This is a genomic window from Aliishimia ponticola, from assembly GCF_004803475.1.
Taxonomy (GTDB): Bacteria; Pseudomonadota; Alphaproteobacteria; order Rhodobacterales; family Rhodobacteraceae; genus Aliishimia; species Aliishimia ponticola.
This window is the reverse complement of sequence record NZ_SRKY01000006.1, coordinates 131,547-152,005: the sequence shown is the minus strand read 5'-3', so window position 1 is coordinate 152,005 and position 20,459 is coordinate 131,547. Positions and strand designations below refer to the sequence as shown.

Here is a 20,459-nt window from a genome sequence, read left to right as displayed (position 1 = left end):
CGGGCTCCGTGACCCCGCACACGAAGTTCGAAGCCGAAGCCTACATCCTCACCAAAGAGGAAGGTGGCCGTCACACGCCGTTCTTCGCGAACTACCGTCCGCAGTTCTACTTCCGGACGACAGACGTGACCGGCACCGTGACGCTGGCCGAAGGCACCGAGATGGTGATGCCGGGCGACAACGTTGGTTTCACCGTTGAGCTGATCGCCCCGATCGCGATGGAAGACGGCCTGCGTTTCGCCATCCGCGAAGGCGGCCGCACCGTCGGCGCCGGCGTCGTCTCCAAAATCATCGAGTAAGCGCATCAGCGCTTACCCGTGACGCCAGCAGGACCGGTTCCCGATCCCTGCCGGAGACACAAGAAGACCCCGGGCACAACGTGCCCACCGCGCCCCCGAGTGAAATCTCATTCGGAGGCGCATTACCTAGAGACCGGCGCGATGAAGCGGGATAATTCCGTCCTTCTTCCTCTCCGCTTAAACCCTGCTTTTGGGGAAAAGAGAAAATGGCCATTCAAAGCCAAAATATCCGGATCCGCCTTAAGGCGTTCGATTACCGTGTGCTGGATGCCAGCACGCAGGAAATCGTGAACACCGCAAAGCGGACAGGCGCCTCTGTACGTGGCCCGATCCCGCTGCCGAACAAGATCGAAAAGTTCACCGTTCTGCGCGGCCCGCACGTTGACAAGAAATCCCGTGACCAGTTCGAAATCCGCACGCACAAGCGTCTGCTGGATATCGTTGATCCGACCCCCCAGACCGTGGACGCGCTGATGAAGCTCGACCTCGCGGCTGGCGTGGACGTCGAGATCAAGCTGCAAGCGTAATCAGGAGGGCAGTTGATATGTTGCGCTCTGGCGTTATTGCGAAAAAGGTGGGTATGACCCGCCTGTTCATGGAAGACGGGAAGCAAATCCCCGTCACCGTTCTGCAACTGGACAAGCTTCAGGTCGTGGCTCAGCGCACGCCCGAGAAAGACGGCTACACCGCCGTTCAGCTCGGCGCAGGCACAGCCAAGGTCAAGCGGACCTCCAAAGCGATGCGCGGTCACTTCGCCGTTGCAAAGGTGGAACCGAAGCGGAAGATGGCGGAATTCCGCGTCGATCCGGAGAACATGATCGCCGTTGGTGAGGAAATCACCGCCGATCATTACTTCGCCGGTCAGTATGTCGACGTGGCAGGCACATCCATCGGTAAAGGCTTTGCCGGTGCCATGAAACGGCACAACTTTGGCGGTCTGCGCGCCACGCACGGTGTGTCGATCTCGCACCGTTCGCACGGTTCGACCGGTCAGTGTCAGGATCCGGGCAAGGTTTTCAAAGGCAAGAAAATGGCCGGTCACATGGGCGCAGCCCGCGTAACGACGCAGAACCTGGAAGTCGTCAAGACAGACAGCGAACGCGGCCTGATCATGGTCAAAGGCGCGGTTCCGGGCTCCAAAGGTGGCTGGGTTACGATCAAGGATGCGGTAAAAAAGCCGTTCCCTGACAATGCGATCCTGCCGGCGGCCCTGAAATCGGCAGCCGAAGAAGCGGCGAAAGCAGCGGAAGAAGCAGCGGCAGCCGCCGCAGCGGAAGCCGAAGCAGAAGCCAAGCGTCTGGCTGAAGAGCAAGCAGCTCAGGAAGCAGCGGCAGAGGCGGAAGCGGAAGCATCCATCGAAGCCGACAAGCAAGAGGGTGACGAATAATGAAACTCGACGTCATCAAACTGGACGGCGGCAGCGCTGGCAGCGTGGACCTGGACGAAGCTCTCTTCGGTCTGGAACCGCGTGCCGACATCCTGCACCGCGTGGTCCGCTGGCAGCGTAACAAGGCGCAGCAGGGCACACACAAGGTCAAGACACGGTCGGAAACGTCCTATTCCACCAAGAAGATCTATCGCCAAAAAGGCACCGGCGGCGCACGCCACGGTGACCGTAACGCGCCGATCTTCCGTAAAGGTGGTATCTACAAAGGCCCGACACCGCGTTCGCACGCCCATGATCTGCCGAAGAAATTCCGCAAGCTGGGTCTGAAACACGCGCTGTCCGCAAAAGCGAAAGCTGGCGAACTGGTCGTGATCGAAGCTGCGGATTCCGCTGGCAAAACCAAGGATCTGGCCAAGCAGGTCAAGGATCTGGGGTGGAAGCGTGCGCTGGTCATTGACGGGGCCGAGGTGAACGAAAGCTTCGCCAAGGCAGCGCGCAACATCGAAGGTCTGGATATCCTGCCGTCCATGGGCGCAAACGTATACGACATCCTCAAGCGTGACACTCTGGTGATCACGAAGGCGGGCGTCGAAGCACTGGAGGCTCGACTGAAATGAGTGCCAAGGCAGAACATTACGACGTGATCCGCCGTCCGATCATCACCGAGAAAGCCACCATGGCGTCCGAAAACGGCGCGGTGGTCTTCGAAGTGGCGATCGACGCGGCGAAACCGCAGATCAAAGAAGCGGTTGAAACGCTCTTTGGCGTGAAGGTGAAGTCGGTCAACACGACCATCACCAAAGGCAAAGTGAAACGCTTCCGCGGCCAGATGGGCAAGCGGAAAGACGTCAAGAAAGCCTATGTCACGCTCGAAGAGGGCAACACGATCGACGTGTCCACCGGTCTGTGATCGGCTAAGGTACGCTGAAGCGTACCCTACGAAATTTGGAAACCCCGGTCTGGAGACAGGCCGGGGTTTTCGTTTGGCAGCTCGCGTTTCGCCGAATACGGCAACTGTTTTTGCCTAAAGTTGTTTGACGAATTGCGACTGTTTCTTTCCGCCGACGGCTTGCGGATATGCGCAACCCCGGACCGGTGGACCGACGGATGGCTACAGGCACATCAATCCGTTTCAAGCGCGCATGGGGCAATCACCGGACACAATCGCGATTGACCGCCGCTGCCACTTGACCACTGGTGGCCCATCCCCTAAACGACCTCATCCGCTACGGCCCCGGATTCGTCCGGGGCTTTGCGTTTTGCTCGCAAGAGTATTCTACCTGGCACCTACGGGGGCCTAAAACCATAGGGCGGGGCGTGCCTCGCTCGTTTAGCAAACGGAAGACAGTAACATGGCACTCAAGTCGTACAAGCCGACGACGCCGGGCCAGCGTGGGCTGGTTCTGATCGACCGTTCGGAGCTGTGGAAGGGGCGCCCCGTCAAGGCGCTGACCGAAGGTCTCACCAAGAATGGTGGCCGCAACAACACCGGACGGATCACGATGCGCCGCAAGGGCGGCGGGGCAAAGCGCCTCTATCGGATCGTCGATTTCAAACGGAACAAGTTCGATGTCTCGGCCACGGTCGAGCGGATCGAATATGACCCCAACCGGACCGCGTTCATCGCGCTGGTGAAATACGAGGATGGCGAGCAAGCCTATATCCTCGCACCGCAGCGTCTGGCGGTTGGTGACAAGGTCATCTCCTCTGCCAAGGCTGACATCAAGCCGGGCAACACCATGCCGTTCTCGGGCATGCCGATCGGTACGATCGTTCACAACATCGAACTGAAGCCGGGCAAAGGCGGTCAGATCGCACGCGCAGCCGGTACCTATGCCCAGTTCGTGGGTCGTGACGGTGGCTACGCTCAGATCCGCCTGTCCTCGGGCGAACTGCGCATGGTTCGTCAGGAATGCATGGCAACGGTTGGCGCGGTGTCGAACCCCGACAACTCGAACCAGAACATGGGTAAAGCTGGCCGGAACCGCCACAAAGGTATCCGCCCGAGCGTCCGTGGTGTCGTCATGAACCCGATCGACCACCCCCATGGTGGTGGTGAAGGCCGGACCTCCGGTGGTCGTCACCCCGTGTCCCCTTGGGGCAAGCCGACCAAGGGCAAGCGCACCCGCAACACCAACAAGGCCAGCCAGAAGCTCATCATCCGCTCGCGGCACGCCAAGAAGAAAGGGCGCTAAGACATGTCTCGCTCTGTTTGGAAAGGTCCTTTTGTCGACTCTTATGTCCTCAAGAAGGCCGAGGCCGCACGCGAAAGCGGCCGCAACGACGTGATCAAGATCTGGTCCCGCCGTTCCACCATTCTGCCCCAGTTCGTGGGCCTCACCTTCGGTGTCTACAATGGCCAGAAGCATATCCCGGTGAACATCACCGAGGACATGATTGGTCAGAAGTTCGGTGAATATTCGCCGACGCGGACCTATTACGGTCACGCCGCCGATAAAAAAGCGAAGCGGAAGTAAGTCATGGGCAAGGAAAAGAACCCCCGCCGCGTGGCAGATAACGAAGCAATGGCGAAAGTCCGCATGCTTCGCACCAGCCCGCAGAAACTGAACCTCGTGGCCGCAATGATCCGCGGCAAGAAAGTCGATGCGGCGCTGACCGATCTGACGTTCTCCAAGAAGCGGATCGCAGAGGATGTGAAGAAATGCCTTCAGTCCGCGATTGCGAACGCCGAGAACAACCACAATCTGGACGTGGATGAGCTGATCGTGGCGGAAGCCTGGGTTGGCAAGAACCTGACCATGAAACGCGGTCGCCCGCGGGCACGTGGTCGTTTCGGCAAGATCATCAAGCCGTTCAGCGAGCTGACCATCAAGGTCCGCCAGATCGAGGAGGCCTGATAGTATGGGTCAGAAAGTCAATCCGATCGGTATGCGCCTTCAGGTCAACCGCACCTGGGACAGCCGTTGGTACGCCGACACGAAGGATTACGGGAACCTCCTGCTGGAGGACATCAAGATCCGTGACTTCATCAAGGAAGAATGCAAGCAGGCCGGTGTTGCCCGCGTGATCATCGAACGTCCGCACAAGAAGTGCCGCGTTACGATCCACACGGCCCGCCCCGGCGTCATCATCGGCAAGAAAGGCGCGGACATCGAAGTTCTGCGCAAGAAGCTTGCCAAGATGACCGACAGCGAGCTGCACCTCAACATCGTTGAAGTGCGCAAGCCGGAGCTGGACGCGCAGCTGGTGGGCGAGAGCATCGCACAACAGCTTGAGCGTCGTGTGTCCTTCCGCCGCGCCATGAAGCGCGCCGTGCAGAACGCCATGCGCATGGGCGCCCTGGGTATCCGGGTGAACGTCGCTGGTCGTCTGGGCGGTGCAGAGATTGCGCGCACCGAATGGTATCGTGAGGGTCGGGTGCCGCTGCACACGCTTCGCGCGGATATCGATTACGCACATTCCGAAGCGATGACACCTTACGGGATCATCGGGATCAAGGTCTGGATCTTCAAAGGTGAGATCATGGAACATGACCCGTCGGCCCGTGAACGTCGCGCGCAGGAAATGCAGGACGGCCCCGCACCACGTGGTGCTGGTGGCGGTCGCCGCTGAGGGAGTTGAACAATGCTTCAGCCTAAACGCACAAAATTCCGCAAGCAGTTCAAAGGCTCGATCAAGGGCAAGGCGAAGGGCGGGTCTGACCTGAACTTCGGCACCTACGGTCTTAAAGCGCTGGAACCGGAACGTGTTACCGCACGTCAGATCGAAGCCGCCCGTCGGGCCATGACGCGTCACATGAAACGTCAAGGTCGCGTCTGGATCCGGATCTTCCCGGATGTGCCGATCACAGCCAAGCCCATCGAAGTTCGTATGGGTAAAGGTAAAGGTTCCGTCGACCGCTGGGCCTGCAAGGTCAAGCCGGGCCGCGTGATGTTCGAAATCGACGGTGTCGGTGACGAAGTCGCACGCGAAGCCCTGCGTCTTGCGGCGATGAAACTGCCGATCAAAACCCGCGTGGTTGTTCGCGAAGACTGGTAAGTCTTCCTTGCGAGCACGGCAGTCGATTTCCGATGGAAAGCGACGCGGCCGACACTCGGATGAAAAAAGAAAACCCCGTCGCGCGAGCGGCGGGGTTTTTCGTTTGGGTACTGGGAGCCTTGGCCGGTTTGGAGGCGGTGAGCTTGCGAGCGAGGCTCTGCCTCGCGCTCCGGAGTTTTTTGCGAACAATGAAGCTGCAGGGTGCCGGGAGTGTGAGAACCGCTTTTGGCTAGGGCCTGCGTGCCGGGGTTACACCCACTTGTAATTGAAGCTGATCGAGATGCGTTCGTCTTCGGACATGTTCATCGGGACTTCGTGGCGCAGCCAGCTTTCCCACAGTAGGACGTCGCCGACGGCGGGTTGGACATAGATGAAGGGTTGCAATTCGCGCCGGGCATCTTTGCGGCGCGGCGGCGCGGCCATCATGCGGGAAGACCGGGGGTCTTCGAGTTTCAGGGCGCCTGCGCCTTCCGGCACTGCGACATATGTCGTGCCGGAGATTACCGAATGTGGGTGGATATGTGAGGTGTGGATGCCGCCCTCGGGCAGGATGTTGATCCAGATATCCTCCAACTCCAGCTTGCCGTCGCCCAAGTCCCAGTCGAGATCCTTTGCAAAGGCGGCCACATGGGCGTCTAGCACTTTGACCAGTTCCGCGAAGATCGGCGAGCGCCACGGCAGGTCTGGCAGTGACGCATAGGATGTGTAGCCGGGATACCCGTTCTCTTCGCACCAGTCCTGGCCGGCCTCGTCATCCTCGGCAATGGAATAGCAGGAGGTTTCGAGTTCGCCCGGGTGGATGGCCCCATGGTCGGACAAAGCGGCGTGGTAGAGGCGGGTGGAGAAGAGAGATTCGATTTTGGTCATGCGGGAGGTCTACCGCAGCCAGCCTTTTTGGGCGAGGGGTTTGACGCCGATCAATGACACCCCAAGTTAAAGGGGCAAGATGCAGCTGACACGACACCATTGGAGACCGGGGACATGTCGAACGACACCACATTGAAGAACCTCAACACCGCCTTGCAGATGGAGTTGACCGCCGCGCACCAGTACCAATTGCATGCGCAGGTGCTGGATGATTGGGGGCTGGATCGGCTCGCCGCGAAGATGCGCGAGGAGTTTGCCGAAGAACTTGGGCATTCGGACCGTTTCATGACGCGCATTTTCGAGTTGGGCGGGGAGCCCGAGATGGCTTTTGCCGCGCCGCCGAAGGTTGCGGGGTCATTGAGCGAGATGTTTTCATCCGATCTCAAGGACGAGAAAGAAGCGATCACCTTCTACACCCGTGCGTCCAAAGCCGCCTATGACGCGGATGATCTGGCCAGCAAGGCGCTGTTCGAAGAGATCGCGATCGATGAGGTCGGCCACCAGAACTGGCTTGATCTGCAGCTGAGCCTGCTCGACCGTCTGGGCGAGGAGCGCTATGCATCCAAGTTCGTCGGTGCGGCGGAGGAAAATGCGGACGCATAAGGCGGCCTAGCTGCGACACTTCTGTGCCGGTATCCCCGTTCCAACGGGCGCGGATACCGGGGCAGGGGTCTTAGAATTCAAAAAGCCTGGTGATCTCGCTGGTGCTGTCGACCGCGTAACTGCATTGGACCACACGCCAAGCCCCGTCGATCCGGCGCGCTTCCGAATAGGATGGATAGGGGTCGTGCAACAGTTGAGTGCCGTGTAAAAGCCGCGTCTCGTACAGGAATGTTATCTTGTCTTCGCCGTGAAAACTGGCCTGAACACAATGCGGCGCTATGTCGTTAACGCCGATCACAGCACATCTTTTGCATATCTTGAGAAAGAACGCTTCCAACTCGGCGTTGGTCCCGACGTTGCGTTTGGCGTCGAAGCTTTCAAATAGGCACGGGATCGCGAAACAGGGCTCAAACTTGCTGAACTCGCAGGACAACAGGCCCTGGGTTGCGAGCGAAAGTAAATCTTCAGAGATGTCTTGGGCGGTCCGCCCGACATCTGCGGTCACTGGTACATTCAAGCAATGTCTCCAAGAGGTGGTAGGGGCGGGCCCGGATCAAATCGCCTGCGGATGGAACTGACTAAATATAGTGTATATGTTTCCCGTATATCGTGTAACAAAACTACGCGCATCGGCAAAAAGTGGCAACATTCCGCAATCGATACGCAGGGCTTGCCATGTGGGCGCCTGGTGTCTATACGACCCCATCCCGGCACTGCCGGGATTCGTTTTTATGACACCCTCCACCGGCTTTTAGGGTAACCCGGCAACGGCGCTCTCCGGTGATGTTGAAAGGAACAGGCGATGAACGCCCAAGAACTGCGTGACAAAACGCCGGATCAGCTCCGCGATGAGCTGGCCAATCTCAAGAAAGAGAGCTTCAACCTGCGCTTCCAGCAGGCGACCGGTTCTCTGGAAAACCCTGCACGTATGCGTCAAGTCCGCCGCGATGCCGCGCGGGTCAAGACCATTCTGAACGAAAAAGCCCAAGCGGCGGCAGAGTAAGGAAAGACCGACATGCCCAAGCGTATCCTGCAAGGCGTCGTGACTTCCGACGCAAACGCCCAGACCGTGACCGTTTCCGTGGAGCGTCGCTTCACACACCCGGTTCTGAAAAAGACCATTCGTAAGTCCAAGAAGTACCGGGCTCACGACGAGAAGAACGCCTACAAAGTGGGCGACTCGGTTCGCATCATCGAATGCGCACCGAAATCCAAGACGAAGCGCTGGGAGGTGCTGGAGGCGTAAGCCGACACACCTTCCGGTTTGAGAGAAACCATGGGGGACATAACCAGACCAGCCCCCACAGGTCAGGAGAAACCAAATGATCCAGATGCAGACCAATCTGGATGTTGCTGACAACTCCGGCGCACGCCGAGTTCAGTGCATCAAGGTCCTGGGTGGTTCCAAGCGCAAATATGCGTCTGTTGGCGACATCATCGTGGTGTCCGTCAAGGAAGCCATCCCGCGCGGTCGCGTAAAGAAAGGTGACGTCCGTAAGGCCGTCGTCGTTCGCACCGCCAAAGAGGTCCGTCGTGAAGACGGCACCGCAATCCGTTTCGATCGCAACGCGGCCGTTATCCTGAATAACGCGGGCGAGCCTGTTGGCACCCGTATCTTCGGGCCGGTTGTGCGCGAGCTGCGTGCGAAGAACTTCATGAAGATCATCTCGCTCGCTCCGGAGGTGCTGTAATCATGGCTGCCAAGCTGAAAAAAGGCGACAAGGTCGTCGTGCTGTCCGGCAAGGACAAGGGCAAGGAAGGCACAATTGCTTCCGTTGACCCGAAAGCCGGTAAAGCCGTTGTGGATGGCGTGAACGTCGCGATCCGCCACACCCGTCAGTCCCAGACATCGCAAGGTGGCCGCCTTCCCAAGGCGCTCCCGATCGATCTGTCGAACCTGGCGATCCTGGACAAGAATGGCAAACCGACCCGCGTTGGCTTCCGTGTGGAAGGCGACAAGAAGGTTCGCTTCGCCAAGACAACAGGGGACGTGATCGATGCTTGATTCCGCAAACTACACGCCGCGCCTCAAAGCGTCTTACAAGGACACCATCCGTGCTGCCTTGAAAGAAGAGTTCGGCTACAAGAACGACATGCAGATCCCGCGTCTGGACAAGATCGTTCTGAACATCGGCTGCGGTGCTGAAGCCGTCAAAGACAGCAAGAAGGCGAAAGCCGCTGTCGAGGATCTGACTGCGATTGCTGGTCAGAAGGCTCTGGCCACGAAAGCGAAGAAGTCCATCGCGGGCTTCCGTGTTCGTGAAGAGATGCCGCTTGGTGCCAAGGTGACCCTGCGTGGTGACCGGATGTATGAATTCCTTGACCGTCTGACCACCATCGCGATGCCGCGTATTCGTGACTTCCGTGGTGTGAAGCCGTCCTTCGATGGCCGTGGCAACTTCGCCATGGGTATCAAGGAACACATCGTCTTCCCTGAAATCGATTTCGACAAAGTCGATGAGGTTTGGGGCATGGACATCATCATCACCACCACCGCGCAAACAGACGCGGAAGCAAAGAGCCTGCTGAAGCATTTCAGCATGCCTTTCACCGCGTAAGAGGGGAACAGACACATGGCTAAGAAATCCATGATCGCCCGTGAAGTGAAGCGTCAGAAGCTGGTGGAAAAATACGCCGCCAAGCGCGCTGAACTTAAGGAAATCATCAACGACGAGAGCAAGCCGATGGAAGAGCGTTTCCGCGCCTCCCTGAAGCTGGCGAAACTGCCGCGCAACAGCTCGGCGACTCGTCTTCACAACCGTTGCCAGCTGACCGGTCGTCCGCACGCTTACTATCGTAAGCTGAAGGTCTCCCGGATCGCGCTGCGGGACCTTGGCTCCAACGGCCAGATCCCCGGTTTGGTCAAATCGAGCTGGTAAGGAGGGTACGAGATGAACGATCCTATCGGCGATATGCTCACCCGTATCCGCAACAGCCAGATGCGCGGCAAGTCCACTGTGATGACGCCGGCGTCGAAGCTGCGTAAGCGGGTTCTCGAAGTGATGGCAGACGAAGGTTATATCCGCGGTTTCGAAGAATCCACGGACGCCGCCGGCCATCCCGCAATTGAAATCAGCCTGAAGTATTACGAAGGCGAACCGGTGATCCGCGAACTGAAGCGTGTCTCCAAGCCGGGCCGCCGCGTGTATATGGGTGTGAACGACATTCCTCAGGTCCGTCAGGGTCTGGGCGTTTCCATCGTCTCCACCTCCAAGGGCGTGATGTCGGATGCAAACGCACGCAGCCAGAATGTTGGCGGCGAAGTGCTTTGCACCCTGTTCTAAGGAGAGCTTGAGATGTCTCGTATTGGGAAAAAACCGGTCGAGCTGCCGAGCGGCGTGTCCGCAACGCTCTCTGGCCAAACGATCGAAGTGAAAGGTCCGAAAGGCACCCGTAGCTTCACCGCAACCGACGACGTGACGCTGACGGTCGAGGACAATGTTGTGTCCGTCGAGCCGCGCGGCAAGTCCAAGCGCGCGCGCCAACAGTGGGGCATGTCCCGCACGCAGGTTCAGAACTGCGTGACCGGCGTGACCGACGGTTTCAAGAAAGAGCTTGAAATCCAAGGTGTTGGTTATCGTGCTCAGGTTCAGGGCAACACTCTGAAGCTGAACCTCGGCCTGTCGCATGACGTGGATTTCGTCGCGCCCGAAGGCGTGACCGTAACCGCGCCGAAGCAGACCGAGATCGTTGTCGAAGGCATCGACCAGCAATTGGTTGGTGAGACCGCCGCAAAAATCCGCGAATGGCGTAAGCCCGAGCCCTATAAAGGCAAAGGTATCCGCTACAAGGATGAGTATGTCTTCCGTAAGGAAGGCAAGAAGAAGTAAGGACCAGCAAGATGGCAAACAACAAACGGACCCTGTTCCTGAAGCGCCGCCTGCGTGTCCGGAACAAACTGCGCAAGGTCAACGCCGGTCGTGCACGTCTGAGCGTTCACCGTTCGAACAAGAACATCAGCGTTCAGCTGATCGACGACGTGAACGGTGTGACACTGGCCGCGGCATCCTCGATGGAAAAAGACCTGGGCATCTTCGGCAAGAACAACGTCGAAGCGGCCTCCAAGGTCGGTGCAGCGATCGCAGAGCGTGCGAAAAAGGCCGGTGTGACCGAAGCCTATTTCGATCGCGGCGGTTTCCTGTTCCACGGCAAGATCAAGGCATTGGCAGACGCAGCCCGCGAAGGCGGTCTGAAGATCTGAGCCTTGGCGCGTCGCGGCCTTTGGCCTGACGCGCTCACAAGACGAGAGGGCAGCGTACGCGCTGCCCCGATGACCCGGGCCACGGACCCGATCCGGGCACTTGGGTTGAAACAATTGGCGCACGCGCCACCAAATGAAGGAATGCCAAATGGCAGAACGTGAGAACCGCCGCCCCCGTCGCAACCGCGAGGAGGAGGCCCCCGAATTCGCAGATCGTCTGGTGGCGATCAACCGTGTGTCCAAGACCGTAAAAGGTGGTAAGCGCTTTGGCTTCGCCGCTCTTGTGGTTGTGGGCGACCAAAAAGGCCGCGTCGGTTTCGGCAAGGGTAAAGCCAAAGAGGTGCCCGAGGCGATCCGCAAGGCGACCGAGCAAGCCAAGCGTCAGATGATCCGCGTGCCGCTGCGCGAAGGTCGTACGCTGCACCACGACATGGAAGGCCGTCACGGCGCCGGTAAGGTGGTCATGCGGACCGCTCCGGAAGGTACCGGGATCATCGCAGGTGGTCCGATGCGTGCCGTTTTCGAAATGCTCGGCGTCAAGGACGTGGTTTCCAAGTCCATCGGGACTCAGAACCCCTACAACATGATCCGCGCCACCATCGACGGTCTGCAAAAAGAGCAATCGCCGCGCTCCGTTGCACAGCGTCGCGGCAAGAAGGTCGCTGACATCCTGCCCAAGCGGGACGAAGCGCCGACCGAACAATCTCAAGTCGCTGAGGAGGCCTGATCCAAATGGCTAAGACAATCGTCGTCAAGCAGATCGGTTCCCCGATCCGCCGCCCGCAGGAACAACGTGCCACATTGATTGGCCTGGGCCTGAACAAGATGCACAAGACGCGTGAGCTTGAGGACACTCCCTCTGTTCGCGGCATGGTCAACAAGATCCCGCATCTGGTGGAAATCATCGAAGAGCGCGGCTAAGCCCGCCGCCGGGTCATCCCGGCAACCGAATTTGGAGAACCCCGGTCCACTGTGGCCGGGGTTTTTCTTTGTGGTGTCGGGGCATGGTAGGGGCATGCGTGCGACGCTGCGCGCCTTTGGGCCACGCGCCAGAGCGGTACGCCTAGCGGTGCGCGAGGTAGACCGTGATGGTTCCGACCGGCTGCGAGGGCTCTGCCCCACGCAGGTCAACGAGTGTTGCGCCAAGGCTGTCTGCAATTCCTTGCGCCACTGCGGCATCCGCATCGTTGAAAAATTGCACTGTGCTATGGGGCACGTCGAGCGGTGTGGTCCGAATTTCCACCTGACCGACATCGAACAAAGGCGACAAAGCCTCGTGTTGCGCGGCTAGGATCAGAACAAGGTTCAAATCTTCGCGGCCCGTACCCGCGGGCACCCCGCCGGGTTGGGCCACAGCGTCTTGGCCGACCCCAAGATCCAAGGCTTGCGCGCGGGCCACCAAATTCGTCTCCGCACGCGCTATGGGCGCGGGAAGAGAGGCAAGGTCCGTCCGTTCCGTACCCGGCATCAAGACAGGTTCCCCCGGAAGCAGAAGCGTCAATGCCATCAGGCCGACAAGCGCAATCAGCAATCCCAGTCCCACGCCCTGTAGCGCGCCGAAGAACGTCGCGGTGTGTCTTTGAACGCGCGAAGGCGGCGGCGGGGCAGGGGGCGGAGCCAATTCCGGGGGCTGGAGAAAGCTCAGGGGCGTTGGTGGGGCCGATGAGGGCGCAGTAGGCTCCGATCCCGGCACTACTGGCGCAAATGCTTCGGACTTGGAGGCCTCCGGCATGGCGGTGATTGGCGCCGCGCTCTCCGGCGCGGGAGGCGCGGACGCACCTGACCGTTCCGCCAGCACTTTGGCACGGGCTTCTCGCGCCTCGGCCAGCCGTCTTTGCCATTCCGGAGTATCAAAGGACATCATGCGGCTCTTGTAATGCTTGGCCGGAACATTTCGGTTAATGAGTCTGCTGGAATCTTCCACCACAAATTGAACTTTATCTTGATGGGCGCAGGCAAACAAACCTTGTGGCCAAGCACGGCCGGCTTTTCGCGCTCCGCAGGCGCGGAGGGGCGCAAACCGGATGCAACGCGATGAATCACTGAAATTTTCCCCCTAAGCAAACTGAGCAATTCACCGCCGATACGTCATGACTCTTGGGCAGCTTTCGGCTGTATCACCGGTTCCGAAGCCGCCCGCGCCGGGACGGATTGCGACCCAATGGTGATGACGATGGCCAAAATCGCCACGATCAAGACGGGAAGTGGGAGATTGCGCATGCCGATAACTCCTTCGCTGAAACCCCGACAGAACACCATTCTCGCCACCCCGGTCAGGGGAATAGCGGCCCGGTTTCGTCACGCGGCATAAGCGGCGTCTGGAGCTTTGCGAAAATTGCAATACTGGTACTCACTTGCGGCACTGGTGAAGGCGCGAACTGCCCCCACATAGGCATTCTCTCAACAAGATCAGAAATGATGAAGCCGGGGAATGCGCCTCGGCCAGAAAAAAGGATATGAGAATGGCTTATACGCACACAAATCAGGCACATGGGTTTCATTTTGGCAGCGCCGTCATGCGACTGTTCGGCGAAGCGAAGAAAGCTTACGCGCGGCAGGCGGCCTACTCCCGCACCTACCGCGAACTCAGCGAAATGTCGGACCATGAACTGGATGACATCGGACTGACACGTGGCATGATCCACGACATCGCTTTCCAGGCAAGCCGGAGTGACGTGAACCAAGGCTAAAACCCTTGCCACCGGTCGCGGCCATCGGTATACGCGCCCGGTGGCAAATCGCCACTGAGTCCAAAATCAAGAAATGCCGAGGTTGGCCCGTTACGCTTCGTGGGTCACATCCGGCGAAGGAGAAGCGCTATGAAACTGCATGAATTGCGGGACAATCCCGGTGCAGCACGATCCAAGAAACGCGTGGCCCGTGGCCCCGGTTCCGGCAAAGGTAAAATGGCCGGCCGTGGTATCAAAGGTCAGAAATCCCGTTCGGGTGTGGCGATCAATGGCTACGAAGGTGGCCAGATGCCGCTGTACCAACGTCTTCCCAAGCGTGGCTTCACCAAGCCGAACCGGAAGAAGTTCGCTGTCGTCAACCTGGGCCTGATCCAGAAATTCGTCGACGCCAAGAAACTGGGCACAGACATCACCGAAGACGCGCTGGTTGAATCCGGCCTCGTGCGCCGCAAGCTGGACGGTGTCCGGGTTCTGGCCAAAGGCGACGTCACGGCAAAGCTGAACATCGACGTGACCGGTGCTTCCAAAGCAGCTATCGAAGCTGTCGAGAAAGCGGGCGGCTCGCTCAAGGTTGCGGCTGCTGCGGCGGAATAACTGCTTGTGGGCAGCGCCAGCGCTGCTTACATGCTCCACAGGTTCTTAACGCCGCCGCGGCCCGAACCGGTCGCTGGCGGCGTTTTCGTTAGATAACGCCGGAGACCACATGGTATCTGCTGTCGAGAATATGGCTGCGAACACGAGCTGGAGTGCTCTGGGCAAGGCCACCGATCTTCGCAATCGCATCTTTTTCACGCTCGCTTTGCTGGTGGTTTACCGGCTGGGCACCTTCATCCCGGTTCCGGGCATTGATGGTGTCGCCCTGCGGGAGTTCATGGACTCTGCCGGGCAGGGCATCGGCGGCATGGTTTCCATGTTCACCGGCGGCGCGCTCGGGCGGATGGGTATCTTTGCCCTCGGCATCATGCCGTATATCTCCGCCTCGATCATCGTGCAGCTTCTGACCTCGATGGTTCCCCAGCTTGAGCAACTCAAGAAAGAGGGTGAGCAGGGGCGCAAAAAGATCAACCAGTACACGCGCTACGGCACCGTGCTTCTGGCGACGATGCAGTCCTACGGTCTGGCCGTCAGCCTTGAAGCGGGCGATCTGGCCACGGATCCGGGCCTGTTCTTCCGCGCCTCGACCATGATCACGCTGATTGGCGGCACCATGTTCCTGATGTGGCTGGGCGAGCAGATTACATCGCGCGGTGTCGGCAACGGCATCTCGCTGATCATCTTCGTCGGCATCATCGCCGAGGTTCCCGCCGCTCTGGCGCAATTCTTCAGCCAAGGCCGCGCAGGCACCATCAGCCCGGCGCTGATCGTCGGCGTGCTTTTGATGGTCGTGGTGACGATTATGTTTGTGGTCTTCATGGAGCGTGCGCTTCGAAAGATTCACATCCAGTACCCCAAGCGCCAAGTCGGGATGAAAGTCTATGATGGCGGGTCCAGCCACCTGCCGGTGAAAGTGAACCCGGCCAACGTGATCCCGGCGATCTTCGCATCGTCGCTGCTGCTGCTGCCGGTGACGATCAGCACCTTCAGCGGGCAATCGACCGGGCCGATCATGTCCACGATCCTTGCCTATTTCGGGCCGGGACAGCCGCTTTACCTGCTGTTCTTTGCACTGATGATCGTGTTCTTCGCCTATTTCTATACGTTCAACGTTTCCTTCAAGCCGGATGATGTTGCCGACAACCTGAAGAACCAGAACGGCTTCATTCCGGGCATTCGTCCGGGCAAGAAGACCGCCGAGTATCTCGAATACGTCGTGACGCGGGTTCTTGTTCTGGGGTCGGGCTATCTTGCGCTGGTCTGCCTGTTGCCGGAGATCCTGCGCGGTCAGTTCCAGATTCCGTTCTATTTCGGCGGGACATCGGTGCTGATCGTGGTTTCCGTCACCATGGACACGATCCAGCAAATCCAGAGCCATCTGCTGGCGCACCAGTACGAAGGTCTGATTGAAAAATCCCAGCTGCGCGGCAAAGGCGCTAAGGGTGGCGGTAAACGCCGGACGAAGAGGAGCCCCGTGCGCAAATGAACATCATTCTTCTTGGCCCCCCGGGGGCAGGCAAAGGAACCCAGGCCCGTTTTCTCGTAGAGGAGCGTGGCATGGTCCAGCTGAGCACCGGTGACATGCTGCGTGCGGCGCGGACCTCGGGAACCGAGATGGGCAACAAGGTCGCGGCGGTCATGGACGCGGGCGAGCTGGTCACGGACGAGATCGTCATCGGTCTGATCCGCGAGCAACTCGAAGCGAACCCGGACCAAAGCTATATCTTCGACGGCTTCCCGCGCACGCTGGCGCAGGCAACGGCGCTGAAGGAATTGCTGGCGGACATGAACCTGAGCCTGGATGCGGTGATCGAACTGCGTGTTCGGGACGAGGCGCTGATCGCGCGGATCGTTGGCCGGTCCACCTGTGCCAATTGCGGCGAGGTCTATAACGACACCACCAAGCCGATCCCGGCGGATGGTAAATGTTCCAATTGCGGCGGCACCGAATTCAAGCGCCGCGCAGATGACAATGAAGACAGTCTGCGCACCCGCCTGATGGAATACTACAAGAAGACCTCTCCGCTTCTGGGGTATTACTACGCGTTCGATATGCTTAAGCGCGTGGACGGTCTGGCCGATCTGGCCGTGGTCAAGGCGCAGGTCGCCGAGATTCTGAAGAGCGTAGACGCTTGAACCGGGCGGTGGCGTCTCGCGTGCGCCGCCGACCATACAGCTTCATGACTTCGATTTTCTGATCGACGTGCAGCCGGTTGGACGCCAGTTTTTCGAATAACGCGTCCTGATCGGCTGGCGGCACCCCCCAATGTTCGGCATGCCAGTTCGTAAAGATGCGATCGTTGCGGGGGCGGGCATACCAGTGCTGGATTTGCGCATGGCGACGATCCTGGAGGATACGGGCCATCAAGGTTTCGAGGTCGCTCAGGACTCCTTCGAGCACCTGCGCATACCAGGTTTCGCCCCGCAAAAGCAGGCCCGTTATATTGGCTTTTCGATTCCTCTCGGCTGCGGTCCGAAAGATTTCTAGGTCGGACACGTGCCCGAGATTATGGGTCGAACGGCTTGTGAACAGGACTTTGGATATCATGACGTTCGCGTTTGAAGACATACTCACCGCGCTTGGGTTATCTTTGATCACGCCCTGTGATACCCAATAGTGGCTTTCACCCCGGTCAATGCAGCGCACGTGGTTGAAACCAACCCGGCGCCGTGCAGCGGTCGCTGCTTCTTGACGCTCCGGCAAAATGGGCATAACAGGCCCAATCTCTATTGAGAATCACAGGACGGATTCGGTCCGGACTGACCACCTCGAATGCACGGGGCCCGGGGCAAAACCCTTGGGCCTCATGTTGTGAAAAAAGGGCCCGGGGTTACGGGCTCGCAACGAAAGGATACGCCAAGTGGCACGTATTGCAGGGGTCAACATCCCCACCGGCAAACGGGTTCCGATTGCCCTGACCTATATCACAGGCATCGGTCATACCTCGGCCAAAGCCATCTGCGAAGAACTGAAGATCGAACCGTCGCGCCGCGTGAACGAACTGTCCGATCAGGAAGTCATCCAGATCCGTGAACATATCGACGCGAACTACACTGTCGAAGGCGACCTGCGCCGCGACGTGCAGATGAACGTCAAGCGCCTGATGGACCTTGGTTGCTACCGCGGTCTGCGTCACCGCCGCAACCTGCCGGTTCGTGGTCAGCGCACACACACAAACGCACGCACCCGCAAAGGCCCCGCAAAGGCCATTGCTGGCAAGAAGAAATAAGGAGACGCATCCATGGCACGTGATACTCGCCGCGGGGGCAAGCGTAAGGTCTCCAAGAACATCGCCGCAGGTGTGGCGCATGTGAACTCTTCGTTCAACAACACGAAAATCCTGATCTCTGACGTGCAGGGCAACGCGATCTCTTGGTCGTCCGCTGGCACGATGGGCTTCAAAGGGTCGCGGAAATCCACGCCCTATGCTGCACAGATGGCTGCGGAAGACGCAGGCAAGAAAGCTCAGGAACACGGTGTTAAGACGCTGGAAGTCGAAGTGCAGGGTCCCGGTTCCGGCCGTGAATCCGCGCTGCGCGCTCTGGCCGCTGTCGGTTTCTCGATCACGTCGATCCGTGACGTGACGCCGATCGCCCACAATGGTTGCCGGCCGCCTAAACGCCGCCGCGTCTAATTCGATACGACTTGAACGGGGCCGCAGTCACTGGTGCGGCCCCGCTTTGCGCTTTTTGAAACCTCGGGAGTCTTTGGCCATCGGACATGGGGCCACAGACAGGAATGGAGGGACGCATGATCCACAAGAATTGGGCTGAGCTTATCAAGCCCCAACAACTCGATATCAAACCCGGTAATGACCCTGCACGGCAAGCGACAGTCGTCGCCGAACCGCTGGAGCGTGGCTTTGGCCTGACCATGGGCAACGCGCTGCGTCGCGTCCTGATGTCGTCCCTGCAAGGCGCGGCGATCACAAGCGTCCAGATTGACAACGTGCTGCACGAGTTCTCGTCCGTTGCGGGCGTGCGTGAAGACGTGACCGATATCATCCTGAACCTGAAGGGCGTCAGTCTGCGCATGGATGTCGAAGGCCCCAAGCGCCTTTCCATCAATGCAAAAGGTCCGGGCGTTGTCACCGCTGGCGACATTACCGAGACAGCCGGGATCGAGGTTCTGAACCGCGATCACGTGATCTGCCACCTGGACGATGGTGCCGACCTGTATGTCGAACTGACCGTCAACACCGGCAAAGGCTATGTCTCTGCGGACAAGAACAAGCCGGAAGACGCGCCCATCGGTCTGATCCCGATCGACGCGATCTATTCGCCGGTCAAGAAAGTGTCTTACGACGTGCAGCCGACCCGCGAAGGTCAGGTTCTCGACTATGACAAGCTGACCATGAAGGTCGAAACGGACGGGTCGATCTCGCCCGAGGACGCCGTGGCATTTGCCGCACGCATCCTGCAAGACCAGCTGGGCATCTTCGTCAACTTCGACGAGCCGGAAAGCGCCTCGCGTCAGGACGACGACGACGGTCTGGAGTTCAACCCGCTTCTGCTCAAGAAAGTGGATGAACTGGAACTGTCCGTGCGGTCCGCAAACTGCCTGAAGAACGACAACATCGTTTACATCGGCGACCTGATCCAGAAGACCGAAGCAGAGATGCTGCGCACACCGAACTTCGGCCGCAAATCTTTGAACGAGATCAAAGAAGTGCTGTCCGGCATGGGTCTGCACCTTGGCATGGATGTCGAGGACTGGCCGCCCGACAATATCGAAGATCTCGCCAAGAAGTTCGAAGACAACTTCTGATCGGCGTCTGATGAAGAACATGAAGGGCAGTGCCAAGGCGCTGCCCTTTTTCGTCGCAAAACGGGTTATCCGCTGCGGCGCTGTATAAAGGACGAGGCCCTAAAGCTGCAGGAGGATACGTTGTCCGACGACATGACCACCCCGAACCTTGACGAAGTCCAACTGGGCACGCCGGACCTTGAGGCGCTTGGCAATCCGCTGCGCTCGACCCATGCGCCGCGTATCCTGCTGCTGCACGGGTCACTGCGCAGCACGTCTTATTCCCGTCTGGCCAATGAGGAGGCCGCGCGCATCTTGCAAAAGCTTGGTTGTGAGACCCGCGTGTTCGACCCGTCCGGCTTGCCGCTTCCTGACGATGCGGAGCCCTCGCACCCCAAAGTCGTGGAACTGCGCGATCTGGTGACGTGGTCCGAAGGGATGGTCTGGTGCTCGCCTGAACGGCATGGCTCCATGACCGGGATCATGAAGGCGCAGATTGACTGGATACCGCTATCGCTTGGCGCGGTGCGCCCGACGCAGGGCAAGACATTGGCGCTGATGCAGGTCAGCGGCGGTTCGCAAAGCTTCAACGCGGTCAATCAGATGCGCGTGCTTGGCCGGTGGATGCGCTGCCTGACGATCCCGAATCAAAGTTCTGTCGCCAAGGCGTTTCTGGAATTCGACGGGGACGGGCGCATGAAGCCCTCGGCCTATTACAATCGAATCGTCGATGTGATGGAGGAACTGACCCGCTTTACCTTGCTGACCCGCGATCTTAAGGACCATCTGACGGATCGCTACAGCGAACGGGTTGAATCCGCGGCGGAACTGTCCAAGCGCGTCAATCAGAAGTCGATTTGACCCCGTTTTCCCGGCTTTTCGCAGCCGTGCGAAAGCCAACTGCGCCAGCCATTCCGGGGGTTGCCCCAAGGGGATGTTTCGGCTAAAGACCCGCATCCGGTTTTGGGCTGTCCCAGATCTGGAACCTGTCAGGGCCTTCGGGCCCTTTCGCAATTATAAGGGCACACCGCCCCAAGGAGAGTGGCCCGCACGCATGGGTCGCCAGACAAAG

The 20,459-nt window shown here is 59.2% G+C and carries 35 protein-coding genes; 30 read left to right on the top strand and 5 right to left on the bottom strand.

From position 1 onward, the window contains the following. The 10 genes from E4Z66_RS18935 to rplP form a co-directional block, all read left to right on the top strand. Positions 1-299: elongation factor Tu (locus E4Z66_RS18935; protein WP_483923583.1), on the top strand; the 299-nt coding region annotated here is incomplete at its 5' end. Positions 300-511: 212 nt separating this feature from the next. Further along, on the top strand, positions 512-826 hold the full coding sequence (gene rpsJ / locus E4Z66_RS18930) for a 30S ribosomal protein S10 (protein ID WP_136464659.1): 315 nt from the start codon (positions 512-514) through the stop codon (positions 824-826). A gap of 17 nt (positions 827-843) precedes the next feature. Continuing rightward, positions 844-1,686: a 50S ribosomal protein L3 gene (rplC, locus tag E4Z66_RS18925; protein WP_136464644.1), complete on the top strand. Its 843-nt coding sequence runs from the start codon at positions 844-846 to the stop codon at positions 1,684-1,686. Beyond that, positions 1,686-2,303: a 50S ribosomal protein L4 gene (gene rplD, locus E4Z66_RS18920; protein WP_136464643.1), complete on the top strand. Its 618-nt coding sequence runs from the start codon at positions 1,686-1,688 to the stop codon at positions 2,301-2,303. The genes rplC and rplD overlap by 1 nt, the downstream gene beginning before the upstream one ends. Next, positions 2,300-2,596 (top strand): 50S ribosomal protein L23, encoded by a 297-nt coding sequence (locus E4Z66_RS18915; RefSeq protein WP_136464642.1) that lies wholly within the window; start codon positions 2,300-2,302, stop codon positions 2,594-2,596. The genes rplD and E4Z66_RS18915 overlap by 4 nt, the downstream gene beginning before the upstream one ends. A gap of 442 nt (positions 2,597-3,038) precedes the next feature. Then, on the top strand, positions 3,039-3,881 hold the full coding sequence (gene rplB / locus E4Z66_RS18910; protein ID WP_136464641.1) for a 50S ribosomal protein L2: 843 nt from the start codon (positions 3,039-3,041) through the stop codon (positions 3,879-3,881). Between the two features lie 3 nt (positions 3,882-3,884). Further along, entirely contained in the window at positions 3,885-4,163 is a 279-nt protein-coding gene (gene rpsS / locus E4Z66_RS18905) for a 30S ribosomal protein S19 (RefSeq protein WP_136464640.1), read from the top strand. A gap of 3 nt (positions 4,164-4,166) precedes the next feature. Next, entirely contained in the window at positions 4,167-4,544 is a 378-nt protein-coding gene (gene rplV / locus E4Z66_RS18900) for a 50S ribosomal protein L22 (protein ID WP_136464639.1), read from the top strand. Between the two features lie 4 nt (positions 4,545-4,548). Continuing rightward, positions 4,549-5,259, top strand: a complete 711-nt coding sequence (rpsC, locus tag E4Z66_RS18895) for a 30S ribosomal protein S3 (protein WP_136464638.1) — start codon at positions 4,549-4,551, stop codon at positions 5,257-5,259. Positions 5,260-5,271: 12 nt separating this feature from the next. After that, on the top strand, positions 5,272-5,685 hold the full coding sequence (gene rplP, locus E4Z66_RS18890; protein ID WP_136464637.1) for a 50S ribosomal protein L16: 414 nt from the start codon (positions 5,272-5,274) through the stop codon (positions 5,683-5,685). Positions 5,686-5,934: 249 nt separating this feature from the next. Here rplP and E4Z66_RS18885 read toward each other — a convergent pair whose 3' ends face one another. Continuing rightward, positions 5,935-6,552, bottom strand: a complete 618-nt coding sequence (locus E4Z66_RS18885; RefSeq protein WP_136464636.1) for a 2OG-Fe(II) oxygenase family protein — start codon at positions 6,550-6,552, stop codon at positions 5,935-5,937. 114 nt (positions 6,553-6,666) lie between these two features. Here E4Z66_RS18885 and E4Z66_RS18880 point away from each other — a divergent pair, with 114 nt between their 5' ends. After that, positions 6,667-7,155 carry a bacterioferritin gene (locus E4Z66_RS18880; protein WP_136464635.1) on the top strand — a complete coding sequence of 163 codons (489 nt, stop codon included), beginning with the start codon at positions 6,667-6,669 and terminating at the stop codon, positions 7,153-7,155. A 70-nt stretch (positions 7,156-7,225) separates the two neighbouring features. On the opposite strand, the gene E4Z66_RS18875 is transcribed toward E4Z66_RS18880, so the two are convergent. Further along, a complete protein-coding gene (locus E4Z66_RS18875; protein ID WP_136464634.1) occupies positions 7,226-7,660 on the bottom strand; it encodes a hypothetical protein in 435 nt (144 codons plus the stop codon). A 297-nt stretch (positions 7,661-7,957) separates the two neighbouring features. Here E4Z66_RS18875 and rpmC point away from each other — a divergent pair, with 297 nt between their 5' ends. From rpmC to rpmD, 11 genes are all read left to right on the top strand, one after another. After that, positions 7,958-8,158 (top strand): 50S ribosomal protein L29, encoded by a 201-nt coding sequence (gene rpmC, locus E4Z66_RS18870; RefSeq protein ID WP_136464633.1) that lies wholly within the window; start codon positions 7,958-7,960, stop codon positions 8,156-8,158. A gap of 12 nt (positions 8,159-8,170) precedes the next feature. Further along, entirely contained in the window at positions 8,171-8,401 is a 231-nt protein-coding gene (gene rpsQ, locus E4Z66_RS18865; protein WP_136464632.1) for a 30S ribosomal protein S17, read from the top strand. A gap of 76 nt (positions 8,402-8,477) precedes the next feature. After that, positions 8,478-8,846: a 50S ribosomal protein L14 gene (gene rplN, locus E4Z66_RS18860; RefSeq protein ID WP_007427594.1), complete on the top strand. Its 369-nt coding sequence runs from the start codon at positions 8,478-8,480 to the stop codon at positions 8,844-8,846. A gap of 2 nt (positions 8,847-8,848) precedes the next feature. Beyond that, positions 8,849-9,160, top strand: coding sequence for a 50S ribosomal protein L24 (rplX, locus tag E4Z66_RS18855; RefSeq protein WP_136464631.1), 312 nt, complete (start codon positions 8,849-8,851; stop codon positions 9,158-9,160). Further along, positions 9,153-9,713: a 50S ribosomal protein L5 gene (gene rplE, locus E4Z66_RS18850; RefSeq protein ID WP_136464630.1), complete on the top strand. Its 561-nt coding sequence runs from the start codon at positions 9,153-9,155 to the stop codon at positions 9,711-9,713. Before rplX ends, rplE begins: the two co-directional genes overlap by 8 nt. Positions 9,714-9,728: 15 nt before the next feature. Then, the gene (gene rpsN / locus E4Z66_RS18845; protein ID WP_136464629.1) at positions 9,729-10,034 is read left to right on the top strand and encodes a 30S ribosomal protein S14; all 306 of its coding nucleotides are present in this window, start codon (positions 9,729-9,731) and stop codon (positions 10,032-10,034) included. A 12-nt stretch (positions 10,035-10,046) separates the two neighbouring features. Then, complete coding sequence (gene rpsH, locus E4Z66_RS18840) at positions 10,047-10,439, top strand: 30S ribosomal protein S8 (RefSeq protein ID WP_136464628.1); 393 nt, start codon at positions 10,047-10,049, stop codon at positions 10,437-10,439. A 12-nt stretch (positions 10,440-10,451) separates the two neighbouring features. Then, positions 10,452-10,985, top strand: a complete 534-nt coding sequence (rplF, locus tag E4Z66_RS18835; RefSeq protein ID WP_136464627.1) for a 50S ribosomal protein L6 — start codon at positions 10,452-10,454, stop codon at positions 10,983-10,985. 11 nt (positions 10,986-10,996) lie between these two features. Further along, positions 10,997-11,356, top strand: coding sequence for a 50S ribosomal protein L18 (gene rplR / locus E4Z66_RS18830; RefSeq protein ID WP_136464626.1), 360 nt, complete (start codon positions 10,997-10,999; stop codon positions 11,354-11,356). 148 nt (positions 11,357-11,504) lie between these two features. Beyond that, a complete protein-coding gene (gene rpsE / locus E4Z66_RS18825; RefSeq protein WP_136464625.1) occupies positions 11,505-12,083 on the top strand; it encodes a 30S ribosomal protein S5 in 579 nt (192 codons plus the stop codon). 5 nt (positions 12,084-12,088) lie between these two features. Beyond that, on the top strand, positions 12,089-12,277 hold the full coding sequence (gene rpmD, locus E4Z66_RS18820; protein ID WP_136464624.1) for a 50S ribosomal protein L30: 189 nt from the start codon (positions 12,089-12,091) through the stop codon (positions 12,275-12,277). Positions 12,278-12,419: 142 nt separating this feature from the next. Here the strand turns inward: rpmD and E4Z66_RS18815 are convergent, their stop codons facing one another. Further along, positions 12,420-13,217: a hypothetical protein gene (locus E4Z66_RS18815; RefSeq protein ID WP_136464623.1), complete on the bottom strand. Its 798-nt coding sequence runs from the start codon at positions 13,215-13,217 to the stop codon at positions 12,420-12,422. Positions 13,218-13,444: 227 nt separating this feature from the next. Beyond that, positions 13,445-13,576, bottom strand: a complete 132-nt coding sequence (locus E4Z66_RS19950) for a hypothetical protein (RefSeq protein ID WP_281276239.1) — start codon at positions 13,574-13,576, stop codon at positions 13,445-13,447. A 242-nt stretch (positions 13,577-13,818) separates the two neighbouring features. Here E4Z66_RS19950 and E4Z66_RS18810 point away from each other — a divergent pair, with 242 nt between their 5' ends. From E4Z66_RS18810 to E4Z66_RS18795, 4 genes are all read left to right on the top strand, one after another. Further along, positions 13,819-14,046, top strand: a complete 228-nt coding sequence (locus E4Z66_RS18810; protein WP_168797835.1) for a DUF1127 domain-containing protein — start codon at positions 13,819-13,821, stop codon at positions 14,044-14,046. A 129-nt stretch (positions 14,047-14,175) separates the two neighbouring features. Further along, the gene (gene rplO, locus E4Z66_RS18805) at positions 14,176-14,640 is read left to right on the top strand and encodes a 50S ribosomal protein L15 (RefSeq protein WP_136464621.1); all 465 of its coding nucleotides are present in this window, start codon (positions 14,176-14,178) and stop codon (positions 14,638-14,640) included. A gap of 109 nt (positions 14,641-14,749) precedes the next feature. Continuing rightward, positions 14,750-16,126 carry a preprotein translocase subunit SecY gene (gene secY, locus E4Z66_RS18800; RefSeq protein WP_136464620.1) on the top strand — a complete coding sequence of 459 codons (1,377 nt, stop codon included), beginning with the start codon at positions 14,750-14,752 and terminating at the stop codon, positions 16,124-16,126. After that, positions 16,123-16,776, top strand: coding sequence for an adenylate kinase (locus E4Z66_RS18795; protein ID WP_136464619.1), 654 nt, complete (start codon positions 16,123-16,125; stop codon positions 16,774-16,776). The genes secY and E4Z66_RS18795 overlap by 4 nt, the downstream gene beginning before the upstream one ends. On the opposite strand, the gene E4Z66_RS18790 is transcribed toward E4Z66_RS18795, so the two are convergent. Next, positions 16,733-17,353, bottom strand: coding sequence for a BLUF domain-containing protein (locus E4Z66_RS18790; protein WP_136464618.1), 621 nt, complete (start codon positions 17,351-17,353; stop codon positions 16,733-16,735). The two genes, E4Z66_RS18795 and E4Z66_RS18790, sit on opposite strands and share 44 nt — an antisense overlap. 148 nt (positions 17,354-17,501) lie before the next feature. Between E4Z66_RS18790 and rpsM the strand changes: the two genes are divergently transcribed. From rpsM to arsH, 4 genes are all read left to right on the top strand, one after another. Beyond that, positions 17,502-17,870 carry a 30S ribosomal protein S13 gene (gene rpsM, locus E4Z66_RS18785; RefSeq protein ID WP_136464617.1) on the top strand — a complete coding sequence of 123 codons (369 nt, stop codon included), beginning with the start codon at positions 17,502-17,504 and terminating at the stop codon, positions 17,868-17,870. 12 nt (positions 17,871-17,882) lie between these two features. After that, entirely contained in the window at positions 17,883-18,275 is a 393-nt protein-coding gene (gene rpsK / locus E4Z66_RS18780; RefSeq protein WP_136464616.1) for a 30S ribosomal protein S11, read from the top strand. Positions 18,276-18,391: 116 nt separating this feature from the next. Beyond that, a complete protein-coding gene (locus E4Z66_RS18775; RefSeq protein ID WP_136464615.1) occupies positions 18,392-19,408 on the top strand; it encodes a DNA-directed RNA polymerase subunit alpha in 1,017 nt (338 codons plus the stop codon). Positions 19,409-19,540: 132 nt separating this feature from the next. Beyond that, a complete protein-coding gene (gene arsH, locus E4Z66_RS18770; RefSeq protein ID WP_136464658.1) occupies positions 19,541-20,248 on the top strand; it encodes an arsenical resistance protein ArsH in 708 nt (235 codons plus the stop codon). Positions 20,249-20,459: the final 211 nt, after the last annotated feature.